Source organism: Ferrovibrio sp. GW821-FHT12D07 (assembly GCF_058807275.1).
Genome location: NZ_JBXAQN010000001.1, coordinates 1,092,530 through 1,117,650, shown reverse-complemented (window position 1 = coordinate 1,117,650; position 25,121 = coordinate 1,092,530). Strand labels below are relative to the sequence as shown.

General features: G+C 63.0%; 20 protein-coding genes. 1 reads left to right on the top strand and 19 read right to left on the bottom strand.

Annotated elements, in window-relative coordinates; genetic code table 11:
- Positions 1-13: 13 nt before the first annotated feature.
- From AC1RRE_RS05625 to AC1RRE_RS05615, 3 genes are read right to left on the bottom strand one after another with little or no spacing between them, the layout of a single operon-like run.
- Positions 14-898: a branched-chain amino acid ABC transporter permease gene (locus AC1RRE_RS05625; RefSeq protein ID WP_492980120.1), complete on the bottom strand. Its 885-nt coding sequence runs from the start codon at positions 896-898 to the stop codon at positions 14-16.
- A gap of 11 nt (positions 899-909) precedes the next feature.
- Entirely contained in the window at positions 910-1,719 is an 810-nt protein-coding gene (locus AC1RRE_RS05620) for an ABC transporter ATP-binding protein (protein ID WP_492980119.1), read from the bottom strand.
- Complete coding sequence (locus tag AC1RRE_RS05615; RefSeq protein ID WP_492980118.1) at positions 1,716-3,725, bottom strand: AMP-binding protein; 2,010 nt, start codon at positions 3,723-3,725, stop codon at positions 1,716-1,718. The genes AC1RRE_RS05620 and AC1RRE_RS05615 overlap by 4 nt, the downstream gene beginning before the upstream one ends.
- 637 nt (positions 3,726-4,362) lie before the next feature.
- Between AC1RRE_RS05615 and acnA the strand changes: the two genes are divergently transcribed.
- Positions 4,363-7,032, top strand: a complete 2,670-nt coding sequence (acnA, locus tag AC1RRE_RS05610) for an aconitate hydratase AcnA (RefSeq protein ID WP_492981332.1) — start codon at positions 4,363-4,365, stop codon at positions 7,030-7,032.
- Positions 7,033-7,120: 88 nt separating this feature from the next.
- Here the strand turns inward: acnA and AC1RRE_RS05605 are convergent, their stop codons facing one another.
- The 16 genes from AC1RRE_RS05605 to kdpB form a co-directional block, all read right to left on the bottom strand.
- A complete protein-coding gene (locus tag AC1RRE_RS05605; protein ID WP_492980117.1) occupies positions 7,121-7,555 on the bottom strand; it encodes an FKBP-type peptidyl-prolyl cis-trans isomerase in 435 nt (144 codons plus the stop codon).
- Positions 7,556-7,631: 76 nt separating this feature from the next.
- Positions 7,632-7,955, bottom strand: coding sequence for an FKBP-type peptidyl-prolyl cis-trans isomerase (locus AC1RRE_RS05600; RefSeq protein WP_492980116.1), 324 nt, complete (start codon positions 7,953-7,955; stop codon positions 7,632-7,634).
- Between the two features lie 186 nt (positions 7,956-8,141).
- Positions 8,142-9,041 (bottom strand): UDP-2,3-diacylglucosamine diphosphatase, encoded by a 900-nt coding sequence (locus AC1RRE_RS05595; protein WP_492980115.1) that lies wholly within the window; start codon positions 9,039-9,041, stop codon positions 8,142-8,144.
- A 194-nt stretch (positions 9,042-9,235) separates the two neighbouring features.
- On the bottom strand, positions 9,236-9,538 hold the full coding sequence (locus tag AC1RRE_RS05590; protein ID WP_492980114.1) for an HU family DNA-binding protein: 303 nt from the start codon (positions 9,536-9,538) through the stop codon (positions 9,236-9,238).
- Positions 9,539-9,745: 207 nt separating this feature from the next.
- Positions 9,746-10,945: a multidrug effflux MFS transporter gene (locus AC1RRE_RS05585; RefSeq protein ID WP_492980112.1), complete on the bottom strand. Its 1,200-nt coding sequence runs from the start codon at positions 10,943-10,945 to the stop codon at positions 9,746-9,748.
- 85 nt (positions 10,946-11,030) lie between these two features.
- Positions 11,031-11,840, bottom strand: coding sequence for an alpha/beta hydrolase (locus tag AC1RRE_RS05580; protein ID WP_492980111.1), 810 nt, complete (start codon positions 11,838-11,840; stop codon positions 11,031-11,033).
- A gap of 76 nt (positions 11,841-11,916) precedes the next feature.
- Complete coding sequence (locus AC1RRE_RS05575; RefSeq protein WP_492980110.1) at positions 11,917-12,702, bottom strand: ABC transporter ATP-binding protein; 786 nt, start codon at positions 12,700-12,702, stop codon at positions 11,917-11,919.
- A 6-nt stretch (positions 12,703-12,708) separates the two neighbouring features.
- Entirely contained in the window at positions 12,709-13,959 is a 1,251-nt protein-coding gene (locus tag AC1RRE_RS05570; RefSeq protein WP_492980109.1) for an ABC transporter substrate-binding protein, read from the bottom strand.
- A gap of 51 nt (positions 13,960-14,010) precedes the next feature.
- Positions 14,011-15,084, bottom strand: coding sequence for a branched-chain amino acid ABC transporter permease (locus tag AC1RRE_RS05565; protein ID WP_492980108.1), 1,074 nt, complete (start codon positions 15,082-15,084; stop codon positions 14,011-14,013).
- A 3-nt stretch (positions 15,085-15,087) separates the two neighbouring features.
- On the bottom strand, positions 15,088-15,975 hold the full coding sequence (locus tag AC1RRE_RS05560; protein ID WP_492980107.1) for a branched-chain amino acid ABC transporter permease: 888 nt from the start codon (positions 15,973-15,975) through the stop codon (positions 15,088-15,090).
- A gap of 13 nt (positions 15,976-15,988) precedes the next feature.
- On the bottom strand, positions 15,989-17,920 hold the full coding sequence (locus AC1RRE_RS05555) for an AMP-dependent synthetase/ligase (RefSeq protein WP_492980106.1): 1,932 nt from the start codon (positions 17,918-17,920) through the stop codon (positions 15,989-15,991).
- A 13-nt stretch (positions 17,921-17,933) separates the two neighbouring features.
- Positions 17,934-18,722 carry an ABC transporter ATP-binding protein gene (locus AC1RRE_RS05550; RefSeq protein ID WP_492980105.1) on the bottom strand — a complete coding sequence of 263 codons (789 nt, stop codon included), beginning with the start codon at positions 18,720-18,722 and terminating at the stop codon, positions 17,934-17,936.
- Between the two features lie 366 nt (positions 18,723-19,088).
- Complete coding sequence (locus AC1RRE_RS05545) at positions 19,089-19,775, bottom strand: response regulator (protein ID WP_492980104.1); 687 nt, start codon at positions 19,773-19,775, stop codon at positions 19,089-19,091.
- Positions 19,768-22,491, bottom strand: coding sequence for an ATP-binding protein (locus AC1RRE_RS05540; protein WP_492980103.1), 2,724 nt, complete (start codon positions 22,489-22,491; stop codon positions 19,768-19,770). Before AC1RRE_RS05540 ends, AC1RRE_RS05545 begins: the two co-directional genes overlap by 8 nt.
- Positions 22,492-22,500: 9 nt before the next feature.
- Entirely contained in the window at positions 22,501-23,073 is a 573-nt protein-coding gene (kdpC, locus tag AC1RRE_RS05535; RefSeq protein ID WP_492980102.1) for a potassium-transporting ATPase subunit KdpC, read from the bottom strand.
- 10 nt (positions 23,074-23,083) lie between these two features.
- Positions 23,084-25,111 carry a potassium-transporting ATPase subunit KdpB gene (gene kdpB / locus AC1RRE_RS05530; RefSeq protein ID WP_492980101.1) on the bottom strand — a complete coding sequence of 676 codons (2,028 nt, stop codon included), beginning with the start codon at positions 25,109-25,111 and terminating at the stop codon, positions 23,084-23,086.
- Between the last annotated feature and the right edge of the window lie 10 nt (positions 25,112-25,121).

Below are 25,121 nucleotides of genomic sequence, written 5' to 3'. Positions count from 1 at the left end.
GCTTCGCCCTTCCCTAGACGCGCTCGATGATACGTTCGCCGAACAGGCCCTGCGGCCTGATCAGCAGGAAGCCCAGCGCGACCACATAGGCAAACCAGTTCTCGATGCCGCCGCCGAAATACGGACCGATATAGATTTCGGCCAGCTTTTCGCCGGCACCGACGATCAGACCTCCAATGATGGCGCCCGGCACGGAGGTGAAGCCCCCCAGGATCAGCACCGGCAGCGCCTTCAGCGCCAAGCCGACAATGGCCGGCTGCATGCCCAGCTTGGAACCCCACATCACGCCGGCCACCAGCGCGACCATGCCGGCGATGGCCCAGACGATGATCCAGATCACATTGAGCGGAATGCCGACCGACTGCGCCGCCTGATGGTCGTCGGCGACCGCGCGCAGGGCGCGGCCGATGCGGGTCTTCTGGAACAGCACGAGACCGGTCAGCAGCGAGCCGGCAACGACGGCAGCCCAAAGATCGAAGGACTGGATCAAGATATCGCCGTCCATCAGCAGGATCGGATCGGTGGGAATGCCCACATCGATCGTCTGCACGCCCGACCCCCAGATTGACTGGCCGAAACCGTCGATGAAGAAGGAAACGCCGATGGTGGCCATGAACAGGATGATGCCTTCCTGGTTGACCAGATGGCGCAACACTAGGCGTTCGATGGCGATGGCGAGCAATGTCATCACGACCAGGGTCAGGATAATGGCCAGCCAGATCGGTGCACCCTTCTGGATGAAGCCGACGAAGAACAGGCCGGCGAAGAGCACCATGGCCCCTTGAGCGAAGTTGAACACACCGGAGGCTTTGAAGATCAGCACGAAACCGAGCGCCACCAGGGAATACATCACCCCGGCCATCAGGCCGCCGATCAGGACTTCGAGAAAAAATGCCATGCCTGCCTGTCCTAGTGCTGCACGCCGAGATAGGCGTCGACGACATCCTTGTTGTTCTTGATCTCGTCGGGAGTGCCGTCGCCGATCTTGCGGCCGTAATCCAGTACCACCACGCGGTCCGAGATATCCATCACCACACCCATGTCATGTTCGATCAGGCAGATGGTGGTGCCGAATTCGTCATTCACATCCAGGATGAAGCGGCACATGTCCTGCTTCTCTTCCAGGTTCATGCCGGCCATCGGCTCATCCAGCAGCAGCAGCGTCGGCTCGGCGGCGAGCGCGCGGGCCAGCTCGACGCGCTTCTGCAAACCATAAGGCAGGCGTCCGACCGGCACCTTGCGGATCGCCTCGATCTCCAGGAAGTCGATGATCTTCTCGCAGAAGGCGCGGTGTTCCACCTGCTCGCGCTCCGCCGGCCCCTTGTAGAAGGCCGAGGCCAACAGGCCGGATTTCATCTTCAGCAGCCGGCCGGTCATGATGTTGTCCAGCGTCGACATGCCCTTGAACAACGCGATGTTCTGGAAGGTGCGGGCAATGCCCTGCTTGGCCGCTTCATGCGGCCGCATGCGCTGGCGCGGCGTGCCCTTGAAGGTGATGGTGCCCTGCTGCGGGTGATAGAACCCGTTGATGCAGTTCAGCATCGAGGATTTTCCGGCGCCATTCGGCCCGATGATGGCCAGAACCTCGCGCTCGCGGATTTCAAAGCTGATATCGGTGAGCGCCTTCACGCCGCCGAAGCTGAGCGAGATATTCTCCACCTTCAGCATGACGTCGCCGATGGTCTTGCCGTTCTTTTCGGCCATCCTCGCCGTCATCATCCCGCCTTCCGCATGGGGTTTTGCACCGCCACGTCGTCGATCCTGAGCTGGGCCTTGAAGCTGCCGGTACGGCCGTCCTCGAAGGTGATCCTCGCATCCACCGCCACATCGGGCTGGCCGGTATACAGGGCTTCGATCAGGTCGCCGTAGCGCTCGGCGATGGTACGGCGCCGAACCTTGCGGGTGCGCGTGAGCTCGCCGTCATCGGCATCCAGCTCCTTGTGCAGGATCAGGAAGCGTCGAATCTGGCTGTCCACCATCGAACTGTCAGACGCCAGGTCACGATTGACCTGCTCGATGCAGCCCTTCACCAGCGCATAGACCTCGGGTCGGCCGGCGAGATCGGTATAGGAGGTATAGGGAATGGCCTTGCGCTCGGCCCATGAGCCCACCGCGGCCAGATCAATATTGATGAAGGCGGTGGCATGGTCGCGCTGGTTGCCGAAGACCACGGCCTCCTTGATGGAGGGGAAGAATTTCAGTTTGTTCTCGACAAATTTCGGCGCAAACAGCGCACCGCTGTTCAGGCGGCCAACATCCTTGGCGCGATCTATGATGCGCAGATGGCCATCGTCAGTGAACACGCCGGCATCGCCGGTATGCACCCAGCCATCGGCCGTCTTGGTCTCGGCCGTGGCTTCCGGGTTCTTGTAATAGCCCACGAAAACACCGGGACTGCGGTACATCACCTCGCCCGTCTTCTCGTCGATATAGAGTTCGATGCCGGGACCGGGCGGGCCGACCGTATCGGCCTTCACGTCGACATCCGTATGCAGGCAGAGATAGACCGTGCTCTCGGTCTGGCCATAGAGCTGCTTCAGGTTGATGCCCAGCGCCCGGAAGAAATCGAAAATGTCAGGTCCGATGGCCTCGCCGGCGGTATAGGCCAGACGCAGGCGGCTCAGGCCCAGCACGTTTTTCAGCGGGCCGTACACCAGCAGGTCGCCCACGGCATACAGCAGCCAGTCAACGAGCCCAACCGGCTTCTTTTCCAGGATGCTGCGGCCGGCGCGCTTGGCCACACCGATGAAGTATCTGAACATCGCGCGCTTGAACCCGCCCGCATCTTCCATGCGGATCATCACGGTAGCGAGCAGGTTCTCGAAGATGCGCGGCGGCGCGAAGAAATACGTCGGCCCGATCTCGCGCAAATCGGTCAGCACCGTCTCGCCCGATTCCGGACAGTTGACGCAGAAGCCGGCGATGGTCGCCTCGGCATAGGAGATGAAGTTGTCGCCCACCCAGGCCAGCGGCAGATAAGCGAGGATTTCATCCCGCTCGTCGATGCGATCGAAACTGATCGCCAGATTGGCCGAACGCACGACATTGTCCTGGCTCAGCATCACGCCCTTGGGGCGCCCCGTTGTGCCCGAGGTATAGCAGATCAGCGACAGGTCGCTGCCTTGGCCCAGATTGATCTCGGCTTTGAAAAAGCCCTGATTCTGCTGGCCGTAGGCCCGGCCGCTCTGCATCACGACATCGAGGCTGTGCAGGAAAGGCTGGGTGTAATGCCGCATGCCGCGCGGGTCGGCGAACAGGATCAGCTCCAGCTTCGGCAGGCGGTCGCGCACCGACAGCAGCTTGTCGACCTGCTCCTGATTCTCGGCCAGCACGAAGCGGGCCTCGGCATGCTCGATCACATACTGGATTTCGTCGGCTACGCTGTCCTGGTAGACCGGCACCGGCACACCGCCCAGCGCCTGGATCGCACCCAGCGCCCAGTAGAGCTGCGGACGGTTGTCGCCGATGATCGCCATCTTGTCGCCGCGGCGCAGACCCAGCGCCTTCAGGCCGCCGGCGATGGCTTCCACCTGCTCGGCCACCTCGCCCCAGGTCCAGCTCTGCCAGATGCCGAGATCCTTCTCGCGCATGGCCGGGCGGTCGCGACGATGCTGCGCGTTGTAGGCGAGATATTTCGGGATCGTGTCACGCCCCAACGGATCGCGGCCATGGGGCATTTCCCCATGCGCCCCGTGCCCGCCGGTCTTCACCGACGTCTCGGACATATTCGCCTCCTCAAACGCGGTGCAGCCGTAGCCAACACCGTCATTGTTACATCGTTGATAAGGGCACGGACCTTTGCCCGTCAAGGGGTCATGGAAGTGGCAGGACGTACCGCCTTCACCCCCTGCATCCATTGCTTAAATTTCGACCCCGGTTGAACTTTCTTCCAGCCGAAAGAGCTTGGCAAAGCCATGGTTTTACGGCACCAATTGCCCCAACCGATGCGGGACCAGCCCGCTCTGACCAGCCTTTCAATATTTGACGTTTCCGCTACGAAAGGATTGCCCCGTGAAAGCCTCCAAGAAGACCAAGCGCAAGGCCGCAAAGGCGAAGAGCCCGGCCAAGGCCAAGAAGGTCGTGAAGGCCAAGAAGGCCGTGAAATCCAAAAAGGCCGCCAAGTCGGTCAAGAAGCCGGCCAGGAAGGCGATCAAGAGCGCCAAGAAAAAGGCTGTGAAGGTCAAGAAGGCTGCGAAGGCCGCCAAGAAGGCCGTCATCCGCAAGGCCGTGAAGAAGGCTGCCAAGAAGCAGGTTCTGCGCAGCGCCGCCAAGAAGACCGCCGCGGTAGCGAAGAAGAGCCCGGCGGCCAAGAAGACCATTGGCGCCGCCCGCTCCGTGCCGATCGTGGTCGGCCAGGATACCATGAAGACCCGCCGCACCCTGAAGGTCGGCAACAAGTCCTACGCCTATTACAGCATCAAGGCTGCCGAAAAGGCCGGCCTGGGCGACCTGACCCGCCTGCCCTATTCGATGAAGGTGCTGCTGGAAAACCTGCTGCGCTATGAAGACGGCCGCAGCGTCACCGTGGACGACCTCAAGGCCGTCGCCCAGTGGCTGAAGGACAAGCGCTCGGATCGCGAGATCGCCTATCGTCCGGCCCGTGTGCTGATGCAGGACTTCACCGGCGTGCCCGCCGTCGTCGATCTGGCCGCCATGCGCGACGCCATGACCCATCTGGGCGGCGACACCAAGAAGATCAATCCGCTCTCGCCGGTCGACCTCGTGATCGACCACTCGGTGATGGTGGACTATTCGGCCGCCAAGAACGCCTTCCAGAAGAACGTCGACCTGGAATACGAGCGCAATGGTGAACGCTATGCGTTCCTGCGCTGGGGCCAGACCGCCTTCGACAACTTCCGCGTTGTGCCGCCGGGCACCGGCATCTGCCACCAGGTGAACGTCGAATACCTGGCACAGACCGTGTGGACGGGTCTGGATGGCAAGGATGAGGTCGCCTATCCCGACACGCTGGTCGGCACCGACAGCCACACCACCATGGTGAATGGCCTGGCCGTGCTGGGCTGGGGCGTGGGTGGCATCGAGGCCGAAGCCGCGATGCTGGGTCAGCCGATCTCCATGCTGCTGCCGGAAGTCGTCGGCTTCCGCCTCTCGGGCAAGCCGAAGGAAGGCACCACGGCCACCGATCTGGTGCTGACCGTGACGCAGATGCTGCGCAAGAAGGGCGTGGTCAACAAATTCGTCGAATTCTACGGCCCCGGCCTAGACGAGCTGTCGACCGCTGATCGCTGCACCATCGCCAACATGGCGCCGGAATACGGCGCGACCTGCGGCTTCTTCCCGGTCGATGGCGAGACCATCGCCTACCTGAAGGCCTCGGGCCGCGATCCCGAGCGCGTCAAACTGGTCGAAGCCTATGCCAAGGCGCAGGGCTTCTGGCGCGCGCCGAAGTCGCCCGATCCGGTGTTCACCGACACGCTGGAACTCGACCTCTCGACGGTCGAACCCTCGCTGGCCGGCCCGACCCGTCCTGAAGGCCGCGTGCCGCTGAGCCGCGCTGCGGCCGAGTTCAAGGATGCGATGACCAATTTCTACGGCAAGAAGACCGCCGTGGACTTCCGCGCCAAGGTCGAAGGCACCAAGTTCGACCTGGGTCATGGCGACGTCGTGATCGCCGCCATCACCTCCTGCACCAACACCTCGAACCCGAGCGTGCTGCTGGGTGCCGGCCTGCTGGCACGCAATGCGCTCAAGAAGGGCCTGACCACCAAGCCGTGGGTGAAGACCTCGCTTGCGCCGGGCAGCCAGGTGGTCACCGACTATCTCGCCCAGTCGGGCGTGCAGAAGGACCTCGACGCCCTGGGCTTCCAGGTTGTCGGCTATGGCTGCACCACCTGCATCGGCAATTCGGGCCCGCTGCCGGACAACATCTCGAAGGCTGTCACCGATAACGACTTCGTCGTCGGAGCCGTGCTCTCGGGCAACCGCAACTTCGAAGGCCGCGTCCATCCGCTGACCAAGGCGAACTACCTCGCCTCGCCCATGCTGGTGGTGGCCTATGCGCTGGCCGGCAACCTGAACATGGATGTCGCCAACGAGCCGATCGGCCATGACAAGAAGGGCAAGCCGGTCTACCTGAAGGACATCTGGCCCTCGAACAAGGAAATCGCCGCCACCGTGCGCAAGTACGTGACGCCCGCGATGTTCAAGAAGCGCTATGCCGACGTCTTCAAGGGCGATCCGAATTGGCGCAAGATCAAGGTCGATGGCGGCCAGACCTATGGCTGGGACAACAAGTCGACCTACGTGCAGCATCCCCCGTATTTCGAGGGCATGAGCGCGACGCCGGCGCCGATCACCGACGTCAAGGGCGCCCGTCTGCTGGCGATCCTGGGCGACAAGATCACCACCGACCACATCTCGCCTGCGGGCTCGATCAAGAAGGACGGCCCCGCCGGTTCCTACCTGACCGGCAACACGGTGCCCTATGCCGACTTCAACTCCTATGGTGCCCGTCGTGGCAACCACGAGGTGATGATGCGCGGCACCTTCGCCAATATCCGCATCAAGAACGAGATGGTGCCGGGTACCGAGGGCGGCATCACCAAGCACATGCCGGCCGGCGATGTCATGTCGATCTATGACGCCGCGATGAAGTACAAGGCCAGCGCCACCCCGCTGGTGATCGTGGCCGGCAAGGAATACGGCAATGGTTCCTCACGCGACTGGGCGGCCAAAGGCACCATCCTGCTGGGCGTCAAGGCGGTGATCGCCGAGAGCTACGAGCGCATCCATCGTTCGAATCTGGTGGGCATGGGCGTGCTGCCGCTGCAGTTCCTCAACAACATGACCCGCTTCGACCTCAAGCTCGACGGTTCGGAGAAGTTCGACATCTCCGGCATCGCCGTTGGCCTGAAGCCGCGCATGAAGACGCCGGTAACCATCACCCGCGCCGACGGCTCGACCCAGACCATCGAGGTGCTGTGCCGCATCGATACGCTGGACGAGATCGACTATTACAAGAACGGCGGCATCCTGCATTACGTGCTGCGCAACCTGGCCAAGGCCGCGTAAGCGAACACTGCAGATCGCAGAAAACGAAAACGGCCGGCCCGGGATATCTCCTGGCCGGCCGTTTTTATGCCCTGAAAAGAGGACGACCTTATTTGAGGTCGACCAGCTCGACATCGAAGATCAGCGTGGCGTTGGGCGGGATCGTGCCGCCACCGGCGCCCTGCGCGCCGTAACCCAGGCCTGGTGGAATGATCAGGGTGCGCTGACCACCCACCTTCATGCCGGCCACGCCTTCATCCCAACCCTTGATCACCCGACCGCCGCCGATCGGAAAGGCGAAGGGCTGGCCGCGATCGCGCGAGCTGTCGAATTTACGGCCCTTCTCGCCGGCGATATAAAGCCAGCCGGTGTAATGCACGATGCCCGTCTGCCCCGCGCGCGCGGTGGCGCCGGTGCCCGGCTTGGTATCGATATAGCGCAGGCCGCTGGGCGTGGTGATTTCCTGCTGGGCCGCGGCCGGCAGGGCGGCGGCAAGGCCGAACAGGATGGCGGCAGCGGCAAAGACGCGGCGGGACAACAGCATTACAGGCAGCTCCTGAAAGATTCCAGAGTTGGGAACGCTGCCGCGCGAATGCGGCGACAGCATGGCATGGCCCGCCTCAGCGGACGTTGATCAATTCGATTTCAAAGAACAGCGTGGCGTTGGGCGGAATGATGCGGCCGTTGCCGCGCGCACCGTAGGCCAGATACGGCGGAATGATCAGCGCACGCTTGCCGCCGACCTTCATGTAGTTGACCCCTTCATCCCAGCCCTTGATCACCTTGCCCTGGCCGAGCGCGAACTCGAAGGGCTGGCCGCGCTTGTAGGAACTGTCGAACATGCGGGTCGGCTTGCTGTTTTCCCAAATCCAGCCGGCGTAATGCACTGACACCATCTTGCCCGGTTCGGCTTTCGCGCCGGTGCCGAGCACGACGTCGCCCATGCGCATTCCAGACGCAGTCTGGCGCAGGTTTACGGCCTCTTGCTTGCCGCCGAGACCGATGGCCCCGAGCAATGATGAAAGCACTCCCATGCCCCTAGAATACCAAGCAAATTTGCTGATGCCCAGAGTTGTCACAGGTCTTGATGCCTGCGACTCGGGGGCATACACGTCACCGTGTAAAGTCGATCAATCCACCGTTGCCGACTGCTGAACGCCTGCAAGTGCCCCGATATCCTCCGGGACCAGATCATTTATCGGGGCTTCGGACATAGCCGGCTCCAGGCTGTCCAGCCCGTCGGCGGTCAGGAAACTGCCCATGGACTCGCGCAATTCGGCCCAGCGCAGGATTTCCAGCCGGCCGTCGGCATGCTCGACCAGGGCGGTGCAGCTCTCCACCCAGTCGCCGTCGTTGCAATAGAGGATGCCGTCGATCTCGCGGATTTCGGCATGGTGGATATGGCCGCAGACCACCCCGTCCACATGGCGGCGGCGGGCCTCCTCGGCGATCGCCTGCTCGTAGTCAGAGATGAATTCGACCGCGTTCTTCACCTTGTGCTTCAGGTAGGCCGACAGCGACCAGTAGGGCAGGCCCATGCGGCGGCGGATATGGTTAAACCAGGTGTTGAGGTCGAGGGCGAAGCCATAGGCCGCGTCGCCGAGCAGCGCCAGCCATTTGGCGCAGGTGACAATGCCGTCGAAATGGTCGCCATGGGTGACCAGGAAACGCCGGCCATCGGCGGTCTGGTGGATCGCCTCCATCTGCACGGTGATCCCGCCGAAGGCCAACCCGGCCCCCTCGATGAAATCGCGCAATGCCTCGTCATGGTTGCCCGGCACATAGATCACGTCGGTGCCCTTGCGCGCCTTGCGCAGCAGCTTCTGCACCACGTCGTTATGGCTCTGGTTCCAGTACCAGGACCGCTTGAGCCGCCAGCCATCGACGATGTCGCCGACCAGGTAGAGCGTATCGGACTCGGTATGCTTGAGGAATTCCAGCAGCAGATCGGCCTTGCAGCCGCGCGTGCCCAGATGGATGTCGGATATCCAAATGGTGCGGTAACGGGCCGGAAAGAGCGCCATATTCATCGGTCACCTGCTGGACGAATCACCATCTGAGGTAATCCGTTGGCCGGGAAGATGAATCGCGGACTCCCCGAAGTCCCGTGAATTTTCGATGACCGGAATGACGGTTCGATGACAGTCGGCAGCGCGGAAAAGCGCGCAAAGAAAAAGGGCCTGCCGCGAGGCAGGCCCTTGAAGCTTGATCCCTCAGAGAAGGATCAGACGGCTTCCTTCAGCACCTTGGAGGCGCGGAAGGCAACCTTCTTGGAAGCCTTGATCTTGATCGGCTCGCCGGTCTGCGGGTTGCGGCCGATACGAGCGGCGCGCTTGCGGACCTGCAGGATACCGATATCGCCCATACGGACGCGCTCGCCCTTCTTCAGCGACTTGGTGATGGCGGCAAAGAAGTCCTCGAACAGGGCGAGGGTCAGCTTCTTCTGCAGCTCATGCTTCTCAGCCAGCGTGGAAGCCATCTGCTTCGCAGTGACGGTAACCGTCTTGGTGGCGGCTGCCTTAGCCATGGTCTCTCTCCTCGGAATTGATGAGTCAGATGTTGTTTTTGAACGAATCGGGGGTTGATTCCCGAATCCTGCATAGCATCACCCCGCGGTTTTGCCCATCGGGTAATGCAAAAAAACCGCTAGCCATGCGGGGTTTCGAGAACCGGCACGAATCGGAGCCGCAAACCACGCGGGTTTGTCGCATCCCCCTGTGGACAGACGTGCCGTTCAGGGGCGGCTGGCGCGGAATTTCGAAGCGATCAGAAAGCTTAAGACCGACAAACTGCCGCATCCGAGCATGGCCCAGATCATTGGATACTGGCTCGGATCATGGTCCTGGCCATAGCCTACCAGCAGCGCCATGGCCGCGCCGGTCAGCATCTGCACGGCACCCGAAAGACCTGCTGCGGCACCGGCCGTACGCGGATTGACCGAGATCGCGCCAGCCGTGGCGTTGGGCAGGGTCAGGCCATTCGACAACGCCACCAGCATCATCGGCAGGAAGATACCGGGCAGGCTGAGCGGCCCGAGCCAGCTGGCCAGCGCCAGCGCCGTGATGCCGATCAGGCCCATGGTGGCGCCGGCGGCCAGCATGCGGTTGATGCCGAAACGCACGGAAAAACGGCCGGTGAGGAAGTTGCCGATCAGGTAGCCGGTCGACACGACGATGAACCACAGGCCGTAATCTGATGGTGGCAGGCCCATCACCGTCACCACCACAAAGGGCGCGCCGGCAATAAAGGAGAAAAAGACGCCAGAGGTGAAAGCCAGCTGCAGCACATAACCGCAAAAAACCGGTGAGCGCAGCAGTTCGGCATAGCCGCGCAGCAGGGCCATCACACCCTCGCCTTCGCCGCGCTGGACCAGCGTTTCCGGCAAGGTATGCAATACCCAGGCGAAGACCGCGAAACCGGCGATGCTGCAGGCGGCGAAGCTGGCGCGCCAGCCTGCCATCGTATCGAGATACCCGCCCAGCGCCGGCGCCAGCATGGGCGCGAGGGTCATCGCCATGGTGACATAGCCGATGACGGCGGCCGACCGCTCGCGATCATACAGGTCGCGGATGATGGCGCGACTGAGCACCAGGCCGGCGCAGCCGCCGATGGCCTGCAAGGCACGGCCCAGCATTAGTAGCGTGATCGATGGTGCCGCAACGCAGGCGATGCTGCCCAGACAATAAAGGCCCAGCCCCCAGAGCAGAACCGGACGACGGCCATACCGGTCGCTGAGCGGTCCATAGACCAGCTGCGCTGCGCCCAGGCCGATCAGGTAGAAGGTCAGCGTCAGCTGCACCAGGCCGTAATCGACACCGAACTCGCGGGCCAGCCCGGGCATCGAGGGCATGAAGATGTTCATCGCCATCGGCCCCAGCGCCGACATGGCGACGAGGATTACGACAGACGGCAGACGTGGGGCGGAAACCGACATGCGAGCATACAGGGGTGAACAGGGCGGGAAGCCGTGACCCGCCCATATACCGCTGTCGGCGGCGTCTTTCTACTGTGCTGCGGCCTTACGGTGCCGCGACAGCCTTGATCCAGGCCACCACCTCGGTCTTGGCCACATCCGGCGTATTGAGGTGATTGGCGCTGATGGCCAGGTACTGGTTCTTTGGGTTCGGCTTCAGGCGGTCGAAGATATAGGCCCTGCCCACCGTGGTCAGCGGATCCTGGTCGCCCAGTGCGACCAGTACGGGGATGGTCGCCGGCAGCTTCGTTGCGGCAACAGCCATGTCGCCCATGCCATCCGGATCGAAATAGGAGAGATAGGCCTGCGCCGTGATGCGCACGGCCAGCGTCTTGCCCTGGTTGTTGTCCATGTAGTCCTTGCGCGTATCGCCCTTACCAGCGGCGACCAGCGCGCGGGCCTCGTCGATACTGGCGCGGACGGCCGGATTGGGGCCGTTCGGACTGTTGTAGTAGTAATAAGGCGCATGACCTGGGGCGAGCATGATCACGCCAGCCACATCGCCGCGCTGCGCCGCATAGGCAAGCCCGATGGCCGCGCCCATCGAATGCCCGGCGAGGAACAGCTTCGTCGCGCCGCGCTGCTTCAGTTTTTCCAGATGGCCCGCGACCTCATCCATCGCCTTGGTCAGGTCGCCGTCGATATAGCGGTTCGCCGACCAGGGCATGTCAGGGATCAGCGTGACGATGCCATCGGCTTCCAGTCGCGACTTCAGGGTCTGCATGCTGGGCGTGTTTGGATTGCCCGGATTTTTGCCGTGCAGCATCAACACGCCGATCTTGTCTTGCGCCACTGCGCCATTCGCCAGCGCCACGCAGATCAGCACCGACAGTGCCGCAAAAACCGATTTCAGCATTTTCTGAATTCCCCCATGGTGTGCCGCAGCCTAGAAGCGGCACGCCGCGTGCGGCAAGGGAAAATGACGATGTCAGTCAGGCCAGCCAGCGTTTGCGGCGGCGATAGTGTTTCACAGCGTGATAATCCACGCGGCCGGTACCGCCAAGGTAGAATTCCTGCACATCGGGATTCTGCTTCAGCTGCTCGGCGCTGCCGTTCATGACGACACGCCCGTTTTCGATCAGGTAGGCCTGATCAACGATATCCAGTGCGGCCGTGGCATTCTGCTCCACCAGCAGCAGGCTCATGCCGCGCTCGCGGTTGATGCGGCTGATGGTGCCGAAAATCTCGTCCACCAGATAGGGTGCCAATCCCAGGCTGGGCTCATCCAGCATCAGCAGCTTGGGTTCGGTCATCAGCGCGCGACCGATGGCCAGCATCTGCTGCTCGCCGCCCGAGAGATAGCCGGCTTTGGCATTGGCGCGCTGGCCCAGACGCGGGAAGAAGGTGAAGACCATCTCCATCAGCTCCGACACCTTCTGCCGGCTGCCATGCATGGAGGACGCGGCGATCAAATTCTCTGCCGGCGTCAGATGGCCGAAGACACGCCGCCCTTCCAGCACCTGCACGATGCCCAGACGCACGCGTTGCGGCGCGGACAGCGCGGCAATGTCCTGTCCGTGGAACAGGATATTGCCGCGCGTAACCTCGCCACGCTCCGGCTTCAGCAGGCCGGAGATGGTTTTGAGAGTCGTACTCTTGCCGGCGCCATTGGCCCCGAGGAGAGCGACAGCGCCACCCTCGGGGACTGACAGCGAAACGCCCTTGATCGCGAGAAAGACGCGGTCGTAAGCAACTTCGATGTTTTCCAGCGCCAGCATGTCAGGTCAGTTCCCGGACTTCTTGAACTCTTCCGCGTTCTTGCGGACGAGCTCCCAGACCAGATCCTGCGAGGCGGCATACCAGTCGGTCTTGGGGACCCACTTGCTGCCATCCCATTGCGAGATACGGCCCTTGCCGCCGCCCTGGTGATCCTTGGATGTAATGGTCACCGGCGGGATCAGGCCCTGCGCATCGAAGTTGGTGATGCTTTCCAGGCCGGCCTTCAGCTTGGGACCAGTGAGCGGACCGGGGTCCTTCTCCAGCGCCAGACGGATGCCTTCCGCCACCAGCGCAGCACCTGCCACGCCGATGTTGTAATAGGACGAGCCGACCTTGGCGGCGGGACCCGCACCCTTGCCCTTGGCCACGACCTCGGCATCGATTGCCTTGATCACGGCAGCGTCCTTGCCATAGGCCGCGCCTTCAAAACGCAGCACGCCCTTGGCGGCATCCTTGCCGGCGATCTCGGTATCGACTTCCGAGAGCCAGATCACCGACAGCAGGCGATCCAGCTTCACGCCGTTGCGGATAGCTTCGCGCAGCGACACGGTCTGGCCACCACCGGCGCCCCAGATCACGGTCCAGTCAGGCTGGAAACGGCGCACGGCCGTCCACGTGGCCGACTGCTCGTTGCCCGGCGAGGGATACGGATGGATGCCGAGTTCGAAGCCTTCCTTCTCGGCCAGCGCCTGGAAGATCGGATGCGGCTCGCGGCCGAACGGCGAGTCGATGCCGACCAGGGCAATCTTCTTACCCTTCAGGTTCCCTTTTTCCTGCTCCTTGATGTACTGCAGGATATTGGTCGCCTGCGACCAGTAGAGCGGCGTCATCGGGAAGATGTAGGGGAAGGTTTCACCATCCGCGGCATCCGAGCGGCCATGGAACAGGGTCAGCATATTGACCTGGTCCTTGAGCGCGCGCGGCACCACGGCACGCGACACCGGCGTCGACAGGAAGTCGACCATCACGGCGCCTTCATTCTTCATGCGCTCGTAAGCCTCGATGCCGCGTTGCGGCTGGTTGGCGGTATCCACCACATCGGCCTGGATCTTGTAGCCCTTGATGCCGCCACGCTCGTTGATCAGCGAGAAATAATCGCGCTGGCCCTGGTTGTAGTCCGAGGTGACGAAGGTGTAGACGGCGGTGAAATCCTCGGCCAGGCCGATCTTGATCACCTTGTCCTGCGCCTGCGCGCTGCTGGCGGCAACGGCAAGTGCCGCCGCTACTCCCAGCATCTTCAATGCACTCTTGCTCATGGCGTCTCTCCTCTGTGTTTTTACTATTCTTGTTGTACGCAAATGCACGCTTTAACGCCGGGCATGGCGGAAGGGCCAGACCAGGAAATAGTTGCGGATATTGTCATAGACCTTGGCGAGCCCAAGCGGCTCGAACAGCAGGAAGCCCATGATCAGGCCGCCATAGAGAATGAGCGGGATCAGCGCCAGCACCTCGGGCGACAGCGACATACCGATCATCTTCACAATGGCGCCGACGCCATTGTTCAGCACAATGGGCGCCAGCAGCACCAGTGCCGCGCCGAAGAAGCTGCCCAGGATCGAGCCCATGCCGCCGACGATCACCATGGCTACCACCTGGATCGAGACATCGAGATGGAACTGCTCGGGCGTCACGGCGCGATAGTAGCAGAAAGCCAGGACCGCACCGGCGATGCCGCCAAGGAAAGACGAAACCCAGAAGGCCAGCAGTTTGTAGTAGAAGGCATTCACGCCGATGATGGCGGCGGCGAAATCCTTCTCGCGCACCGCGACCAGCGCACGGCCGAAGCTGGTGCGTTTCACGTTCAGCATGAAGATGGTGACCAGCACGCAGATGCCGAAGGCAACCCAATACTGCCCGGCATCGGACGTGACGGCAAAGCCCAAGACGCGGATCGGTGGCGTCTGCAGTGTCGCCTGGCTGCCGCCGCTGATCGCCGGCACATGCGAGATCACCCAGTCGACCATATATTGCATCGCCAGTGTCGAGACGGCGAGATACAGCCCCTTCACGCGCAAAGCGGCGGCACCGAAGATCAGCCCGGTGATGGCAGAGACCAGCCCAGCCCCCAGCAGCGCCAGTTCAAAAGGGACGCCCGCGCGCGCCAGATGGATCGCGCTGTAGGCCCCGATGGCCATGACAGCGGCAAAGCCCAGATGAATCTGCCCGGCCCAGCCCATCAGCAGGTTGAGCGCCAGCGCCGCGGTAGCCCAGATGATCCAGGGCAGCATGTAGCTGCCCAGATACAGCGGCGACAGCAGGAAGGGCGCGGCGGCACCCAGCAGCAACACGATCACCACCAGATAGCGGTCGAAGGGCACCGGCCAGAGCTGGCGGTCGGCCAGGTAGGATGTGTGCTTGATGCCGGAGAGACGATAGAACATGGCTTATACCCGTTCGATGTCTTCACGGCCGAACAGGCCATGCGGTCGCAGGATGACGGTAAGCAGGATTACCAGCGAGGCCACCACGTCGCGGCTGCCGCCGCCGACATAGGGATCGAGATAAGCCGGGATCACGCTTTCCAGGATGCCGACGATCATGCCGGCGATCAGCACGCCGACGATGCTGTCGAGCCCGCCCAGAATTGCCACCGCCAGTGCCTTCAGCAATAACAGCGACAGCGTCCAGTCGACGCCCTGCACCGAGCCCCAGAGAATGCCGCCCGAGGCCGCCGCAATGCCGGCCAGCCCCCAGGACAGTCCGATGGCGCGCTCGACCGAGATGCCGACCGACCATGACGCCGTCTGGTCATTGGACACTGCGCGCAGCACGGTGCCGATACGGGTGCCGAAGAAGGCCATCGACAGCAACACGAGACCCAGCGCAACGCCGCCTGAGACCAGATAGGCCGTGTTGATCAGCATCGGGCCGATGATGATGGGCGCCTGCGGGATGCCGAGATCCAGGCGCTTGATGGCACTGCCGAAGACGGCCGGAGCCAGACCGCGGAGCAGGATTTCCAGGCCCAGAGTCAGCATGATCACCATGATCACCGGCTGGCCGATCATGGAGCGCAGCGCCACGCGCTCGACCCCGACACCGACAAAGAACATGATGATCAGGCTGAGCGGCACCGCCACCCACATCGGCGCGCCGACCAGCACCAGCAGAGCCCAGGCGACGTAGGCGCCGACCATGGCGATGGCGCCCTGCGCCAGGTTGGCGATTCCCGATGACTTGAAGATCAGCACGATGCCAAGTGCAACCAGCGTGTACATCAGCCCGATCAGCACACCGTTGATGGCCAGTTCGAGGAAGAAATAGATATCCATGCTCGACTGCCCCTCAGGCCACGGTACGGATCAGCAGGTGGCGCTTCAGCACGCCGGTCGCACCGGTCTCGTAGGTGATACGGGTCTCGTATTCGATGCTGTCGCCCGGCCGATACAGCGCATCGATCACCGGTGCATAGCGTTCGTCGATCACGTTGCGACGCAGCTTGCGCGTGCGCGTCACTTCGCCGTCGTCGGGATCGAATTCCTTGGGCAGGTCGACGAACCGCCTGATGGCCAGCGCCGGCGGCAGCAGCGAATTGACATGTTTCACCACGCCGGCAATCAGGTCGCAGACACGCGGCTGCTGCGACAAATCGGCAAAGGATGTGTAGGTCACGCCGTTTTCCTCGGCCCAGTGGCCGACGGCAGCCATGTCGATGCAGACCAGCGCCGACAGATGCGCGCGGCCGTCACCAATGATGGCGGCGTCCTTCACATAGGAGCTGAATTTCAGGCGGTTCTCGATATAGGTGGGGATGTAGCGCTCGCCGGCCGCGGTATGCACCACCTCGCTGGCGCGGCCAAGCACGACCAGATCGCCGTCGGGTTCGAGATAGCCGGCATCGCCGGTATGCAGCCAGCCGCCGGCCATCGACGCCGCCGTTGCCGCATCGTCACCGAGATAGCCATCGAAGACGCTGTCGGCCCGCACCAGGATTTCGCCGTCATCGGCGATCTTAATGTCGACGCCAGGCAGCGGCTGCCCCACCGTGTGCAGCTTGACCTTGCCGCTCAACTGCGCAGCGGTGAGCGCGGCATTCTCGGTCTGGCCGTAGAACTGTTTCAGGTCGAGGCCGAGCGCGCGGAAAAACAGGAAGGTGTCTTCGCCGATGGCCTCGCCCGCCGTATAAGGCCGGCGCGCTCGCGCCAGACCCAGATGATCGCGCAGCGGCGCATAGACCAGCCATTCGCCCAGCTGCCGCAGGATGCGGCGACCGATACCGCTGCTGCGGCCCTCCAGCCGATCGCGCTCCATGCTAATCGCCAGCGGCATGAAATATCCAAACAGCCGGCGCTTGAACGGTGTCGATTCCGCCATGCCGACCTGCACATGGGTCAGCATGCCGTCCCAGGAGCGCGGCGAGGCGAAATACACCATCGGCGCGACTTCACGCAGATTGGACAACACCGTGTCCTGGCGCTCAGGGATATTGACGCAAAAGCGCAGCACGATGCCGCCAGCCAAGGTGAAGACGAAGTCGCCGACCCAGGCCATCGGCAGATAGGCCATCAGCTCGTCGCGCTCCTTGAAATAGTCGGCGGCGGCAGCGTTGCGCACGGCGGCGATGGCGCGGCGATGCTGCAGCACGATGCCCTTGGGCTTCCCCGTGGTGCCGGAGGAATGCAGCAGCACGGCGGCATCACTCGGCCTGGCACGATTGATCAGGTCGTCGCGCAAACCCGGCTCGGCCTGCAGCCGCGCGGCGCCCGTCTTGACCAGATCGTCCCAAGCCAGCAGGCCCGGCTGCGTGTAGCCGCGCAGTCCGCGCGGATCGTCATAGATGATGATTTCGGGCTGGCCGCCGGTATCGGCGCGCAGCTCCAGCAACTTGTCGACCTGCTCCTGGTCTTCGGCCAGCGCGAAACGCGCCCGGCTGTTGGCGGCGAAAAACCGGATTTCCTCGGGCGGCAGATCGGAAAAGACCGGCGCCGGCAGGCCGCGCAGCATGCCGATGCCGACAATGCCGAAATACAGTTTCGGCCGGTTATCGCCGATCACCAGCAGGCCCTCATCGGCCCGGAAACCCAGCGCGTCCACGGCGGCGGCAAAGGACAACGTCGCATCCAGATACTGCGCCCAGGTGAATTCCTTCCAGATGCCATGCTCGCGTTCGCGCATGGCGATCTCGGCCGGATGCTGCGCGGCATTGGCGGCCAGCAGCGTGCCGAGCGTGCCGGATTTGAGTCCGGCATTCACGCGCGGCACGGCCTGCGAATCCACGTCTGCCCGCGCCTCAAGCCGCATGGCGCTTCTTGCTCCCGAGATAAGCCTCGATCACCTTCGGATCGGCCAGTGCATCGGCCGGCTTGCCCTCGGCGATCTTCTCGCCGTAGCACAGCACCGTCATGCGGTCGCAGATCGCGGCGACCACATCCATGTGATGTTCGATCAGCAGCACGGTCAGGCCGCGCTCTTCGCGCGCATCAAGGATGAAGCGCGCCATATATTCTTTTTCTTCCTGATTCATGCCGGCCATCGGCTCGTCCAGGATCAGCAGGCGCGGTTCCGCCACCAGGGCGCGCGCCAGCTCGATGCGCTTCTGCAGACCCAGCGGCACGGTTTCCACCGGTTCGTTGCGCACGTCCTGCAACTGCAGGAAATCGATGATCTCCTCGACCACCTCGCGCTCGCGGATTTCATCGCGGCGCGCCCACCACCAGTAAAACAGTGTGGCCAGCGCACTGGGCTTCATGTGGATGTGGCGGCCCATCATGATGTTGTCGAGCACGCTCATGCCGCGGAACAATGCGAGATTCTGGAAGGTGCGCGCGATGCCCAGCTTCGCCACGCCATGGGGCTTGCGGCCGGTGATGTCTTCGCCCTCGAACAGGATGCGGCCCTGCTGCGGCGGATAGAAGCCGGTGACGGCATTGACCATGGTGGTCTTGCCGCTGCCATTGGGGCCAACCAGACCGTAGATCTGGCCGCGTTCGATCGACAGCGACACGTCCTTCAGCGCCACAAGGCCGCCGAATTTGCGCACTACGCCCTGGCATTCCAAACTGATTGGCGCCGCTTCCATTCCGTCTCCTCCCGGACACAGAAGCATCCGGGTCATCAGCGTTGGCTTATGGTGTGAATGCTCGTTCAGCTGATGACTGCAAAGATGATAAGCATGCGGACAGATGCCGTGCAAGCAGACCGGGTCCGCGGCACGGCCCGATACAGGTCGTCTATCGACACCTATAACGAAACTCTATGCATGCCGGCGGACAGGACAATTCGCGCCGTCTGTCGCAATGTCAGATTTCAGGTTAATTGAGAATAAACCAGCCGATTCGGGCGAATCGTATCTAGAGTATTGATAAGAAGCACCACTGTTTCCTGAGAAGAACCGGCTAAATGACCATGAATTCTGAGAATTCCGGACGTCCTCAGGGGCAGCCAATCACCCCACCAGCCTGTAGCCCACCCCCGGCTCGGTTAGCAGTAGCTGCGGGCTTGCGGAATCGGCCTCGATCTTTTGCCGCAGCTGACGGGCGAAGACCCGCAGGTATTGCACGTCATTTTCGTGCGCCGGGCCCCAGACCTGGCGCAGGATGAACTGATGCGTCAGCACCTTGCCGGCATGCTGAACCAGCAGGCGCAGCAGCTCGTATTCCTTAGGCGACAGCTTCACCGGCGCGCCTTTCAGGCTGACCTGGCGCTTTTCCAGATCGACCTGCAGGTCGCCGCTGGTGAACACCGGCGCCCCGGCAGCGGCGTTGACGGTATGGCGCAGGGCGGCGCGGATGCGGGCCAGCAATTCACCGGTGCCGAAAGGCTTGGTGACATAATCATCGGCGCCGGCATCCAATGCCGTGACCTTGTCGCTTTCATCGGCCCGAACCGACAAAACCACAATGGGTACGGCGCTCCACTCGCGGATGCGCCGGATCACATCCTGGCCATCGATATCCGGCAGGCCGAGATCGAGCACCACCAGATCTGGTTTTTCCAATGCGGCGAGCCGGATGCCCTCCTGTCCGCCGCCGGCCTCGACGATCCGGTAGTCATGCGCCTCCAGGCTCACTTTCAGCAGGCGACGGATCTGCGGTTCATCGTCGACGACCAGGATGCGTGCGCCGTCAGCCATGACTGGTCTTTTCCTCTTGCGGCATCACCGGCTGCTGTTCCAGCGGCAGGGTGACGACCATACGGGTGCCTCGGCCACCCTGTGCCGGGCTTTCGGCACGGATAGTGCCGCCATGGGCAGTGAGGATGCTGCGGCAGATCGAAAGGCCAAGTCCCGTGCCGGCCACCTGGCGGTCACCGGCACGCACGCGATGGAACATGTCGAAGACCTGCTCCAGTTCGTCGGCAGAGATACCGATGCCGCGATCCGTCACCCGCAGTTCCACGCGGTCGTCCAGCCGACGCAACGCCAGCCGGATCGGCGCGCCCCGATCGGAGTATTTCGCGGCGTTATCCAGCAGGTTGATGATCACCTGCTCGATCAAAACGTAATCCACGCGTAACAGTGGCAGATCGGATTCCTGCTCGATTTCCACAGCATGCCCCATGGTAAGCGGGCTTGCGCGTTTCACCGCGGTGGCAACGAGGTCTTCCGGATCGACCCAGTCGAGCTTGGGCTGCATGGCGCCGGATTCGATCCGCGTCATATCGAGCAGGTTGCCGACGAAGCGGTTCAGCCGCTCGGCCTCATCGCGCACGGTGACCAGCAGGTCGTCGCGGCCTTTCGCTTCGATGCGGTCGCCGAAGTTCATCAGACTGCTGGCGGCGCCGATGATGGCCGAGAGTGGCGTGCGCAGGTCATGGCTGATCGAGGAGAGCAGTGCCGAACGCAACTTCTCGGTCTCGGCGGAAACGCGCGCTTCTTCGATATCGCGATTGAGGATGGTGCGTTCGATGGCCAGCGCCGCCTGCCCGGCCAGCGCATCCAGCAGACGGCGGTCATCCGGTCCTAGAACCGGCGCGGCATCGGGGAAGCGCACCCCGAGCGCACCCAGTTTGCGTTCCACCGTGCGCAGGGGCAGGAACAGCCAGTCCGACGACGGCAACGTGCCAGTGCCGCGCCCAGCCGGCTCGCCCTTGTCCCAGGCCCAATCGGCCGCGATGCGCGCCTTGTCGTCGATCTGGTCTTCCGGTGGATAGGCAGCGCGAATCTCCAGCCGCCCCCCGCTGGCGCTATTAGGGATCAGCACCAGCGACTGCGCCTTCGACAGGGCCGCGACATGATGCACCACGGCCCAGAGGATATCGTCCTCCTCCGCCGCGCCGGTCACCGTGCGGCTGAAGGCATAGAGCGAAGCGGTGCGCGCTTCACGTATTCGCGCCGCTTCCGCCTGGGCACGGATGCGCGCCGTGAGATTGCTAGCGACCAGCGCCACGCCGAGGAAAACGAAGAAGGTGTAGATATTTTCCGGGTTAGTGATCGTGAAGGTATAGAGCGGCGGCAGGAATAGGAAATTGTAGCCCAGCACCGCCAGCACCGAACTCAGCACTGCCGCCGCATAGCCGTAGCGTAGCGCGCAGAGCAAAACGGCGATCAATATCAGCAGCGGAATGCTGGAATCGGGTAGCCAGGGACCGGCCAGCTTAACCGCGCCCAGCGCCAGCAGCGAAATGACACCTGTCGGCAGAAAGCCGTGCCAGTCGAGGCTCTCCAGCCGCGCCCGCATCACGCCGAGCCAAGATTCTTCACCCGCCGCCCCGGTGACGACATGGATGTTGATGCCGTCGCCGGCTTCGACCAGCCGGTCGGTCAGCGTGCCGCGCAGGCGATTGACCAGCCACGACCGATGACTCCGCGCCACCACGATCTCGGTGACATTGCGCTGGCGCGCCTGGCGCAGGATTTCCATCGGCACGTTGCCAGCCGTCACGGTGACGACCTCGGCCCCGAATTCCTCGGCGAGCGTCAACGCCCGATTGATCTGCGTCTTCTCGGCATCGGACAACCGGTCATGCGCCGACGTCTCGACATAAAGTGCGATCCAGGAGGCATGGCGGCGGGCAGCCAGCCGTCGCGCCGCGCGCACCAGTCGCGGCATCAGCGGGCTGGCGCTGATACAGGCCATGATGCGGTCGCGCGTCGGCCAGGGTCCGCTGATGCCGTGGCTCTGCATATGCGACAGCATCTGGCTGTCGACCTGGTCAGCCGCTTTGCGCAAGGCCAGTTCGCGCAACGCTGTCAGATTCCCTGCTGCGAAAAAATGATGCACGGCGCGCGCGGCCTGTTCGGGCAGATAGACTTTGCCCTCCTTCAGCCGCCTGATCAGGTCTTCCGGCGGCAGGTCGATCAGCTCGATCGCATCGGCCTGCGCCAGCACCTGATCCGGAATGGTCTCGCGCACCTTCACGCGGGTGATCTGCGCTACCACGTCATTCAGGCTGTCCAGATGCTGAATGTTCAGCGCGGTATAAACGTCGATCCCGGCGGCGCGGATATCCTCGATATCCTGATAGCGTTTGTCATGCAGGCTGCCCGGCACATTGCTATGCGCCAGTTCATCGACCAGGACCAACTGCGGCCGGCGACGCAGCACCGCCTCCAGATCGAGTTCATTGAAAACCCGGCCACGGTATTCGACGCGGCGCAGCGGCAGCTGTTCCAGGCCGCGCAGCAGCACGGCCGTCTCCTCACGGCCATGGGTCTCGACCACGCCGACCACCACGTCGATACCCTCGCGCTGGCGTTGATGCGCAGCTTCCAGCATGGCGTAGGTCTTTCCCACGCCGGGCGCGGCACCAAGGAAGACATTGAGGCGGCCGCGCTTTTCCTGCGCGGCCGCCTGCAGCAATGCTTCCGGCGACGGTCGGCTGTCGCGATCAGATCGGTCGTCTGGCATTGGCCATGGTCATTTCGCTACCGGCCTGATCTTATCCAAGGCGAGGTTCAGCGTCAGCACATTGACGCCCGGCTCCCCGAAGATTCCCGGCTGTTCGGTATGACGATCGACCAGGCTGCGGACTTCGGCCACCGCCATGCCGCGCGCCTCGGCCACCCGTGCGATCTGCCGGGCCGCATTGGCCGGCGAGATATGCGGGTCGAGGCCGGAGCCCGAGGTAGTGATTGCGTCGGCCGGCACGGCATCCGTGCCGTTGGCGCCCTTATAGGTGCCCACATCAGTGGTGACGCGCTCGACCAGCGCTTTGGCGGTCGGGGCCAGGTTGGAACCGCTGGAGGACGTGGCGTCATAGCCCTCCTTGCCGGCCGCCGAGGGGCGCGGCTGGAAATACTGCGCGCTACTGAAACCCTGCGCGATCAGCACCGAGCCGATCACCTTGCCCTCCTGTTCGATCAGGCTGCCATGCGCCTGCACGGGAAACAGGGTCTGCCCGATGCCGGTAATCGCCAGCGGATAGGCGAGCCCGGTGATCAAGGTGAACAGAGCCATCAGGACGACAGCAGGACGAATATGACTGAGCATGGAAGCCTCCTTACGCCAGACCGAGGGCCGCGACAGCCAGATCGATCAGTTTGATACCGATGAAGGGCAGCACAACGCCGCCGGCGCCGTAGATCACCAGATTGCGGCGCAGCTGCACGGCGGCCGCCAGCGGCCGGTAGCGCACGCCTTTGAGTGCCAGTGGAATCAGCGCAATGATGATCAATGCGTTGAAGATCACCGCCGAGAGGATGGCACTCTGCGGCGAGCTGAGCTGCATCACATTGAGGGCAGCAAGCTGCGGATAGCCGGCGATGAACAGGGCCGGGATGATGGCGAAGTATTTCGCCACGTCGTTGGCAAGGCTGAAAGTGGTGAGCGATCCGCGGCTCATGAGCAGTTGCTTGCCGATCATCACCACCTCGATCAGCTTGGTCGGGTTGCTATCCAGATCGACCATGTTGCCGGCTTCACGCGCCGCCGCGGTGCCGATATTCATGGCCAGGCCGACATCAGCCTGGGCCAGCGCCGGTGCATCGTTGGTACCGTCACCGCACATGGCCACCAGCTTGCCGTCGGCCTGTTCCTTGCGGATCAGTTCCAGCTTCTTTTCTGGTGTGGCCTCGGCGATGAAATCATCCACGCCGGCCTCGGCGGCGATGGCAGCCGCCGTGAGCGGGTTATCACCGGTCACCATCACGGTGCGGATGCCCATGCGGCGCAATTCGGCGAAACGCTCCCGGATGCCACTCTTGACGATATCCTTCAGGTGGATGACGCCAAGCAGCCGACGGTCGGCCGACACCACCAGCGGCGTCCCCCCGGATTTTGCGATGCGTTCAACAGCGGTGCTGAGCGCCGGCGTGGCAGGCTGGCCGGAATAACGCAGCATGGCATCCAAGGCGCCTTTGCGGATCTCCCGGCCCTGCAGATCGAGACCGCTCATGCGGGTCTGGGCGCTGAACGGGATAAAGCTGCCCTTGCCCGCTTTCTCTATCTCGTGGCCAAGGCCGTATTTCTCGACGGCGAGCGCGACGATCGACTTGCCTTCCGGCGTCTCATCAGCCACCGATGCGAGCAGCGCGGCCTCGGCCAGCTCGCTGTCCGAAACGCCGGGCATGGCGACAAAAGCCGAGGCCATACGGTTGCCATGCGTAATGGTGCCGGTCTTGTCGAGCAGCAGAGTATCGACATCGCCGGCGGCTTCCACGGCGCGGCCCGACTTGGCAATCACATTGTGGCGGATCAGTCGATCCATGCCAGCGATGCCGATGGCCGACAGCAGCCCGCCGATAGTGGTCGGGATCAGCGTGACCAACAACGCGATCAGGTAAACGACAGGCACCGCGACGCCGGAATAGATCGCCAGCGCCTCCAGGCTGCCGGTGGTTACCAGGAAGATCAGCGTCATGCCGACAAGCAGTACGGTGAGCGCCACTTCATTGGGCGTCTTCTGCCGCTTGGCGCCTTCAACCAGGCCGATCATGCGATCAAGGAAGCTTTCACCCGGATTGACGGTGACCCTCACCTTGATCCAATCCGACAGCACTCGCGTGCCACCCGTGACGGCAGAGCGGTCACCGCCAGATTCACGGATGACCGGTGCGGATTCGCCGGTGATGGCGGATTCGTCCACCGAAGCAATGCCCTCGATCACATCACCATCGCCCGGCACAGGGTCTCCGACCTCGACCAGCACGATATCGCCAATACGTAACGCGGTAGCCGGCACGGTGGTGATACGGCCATCATTGCCAAGCTTCTTGGCCATGGCTTCGGTCTTACCGCGCCTTAAGGATTCGGCCTGCGCCTTGCCGCGGCCTTCTGCCAGCGCTTCCGCGAAATTGGCAAACAGCACGGTGAACCACAGCCAGGCGGAAATCTGACCCATCAGCGCCGGGTTCTCGCCGCCGAAAAGATCACGGACGAACAGCACGCTGCTGGCGGCGGCAACCACGGCAGTCACGAACATCACCGGGTTGCGCCAAAGCTGACGCGGATCCAGCTTGACGAAGGATTGCCCGATGGCGGTCTTCACCAGCGCCGGCTCAAAGAGTTTCTGGCTTACAACTTTGCTCATGACAATATCC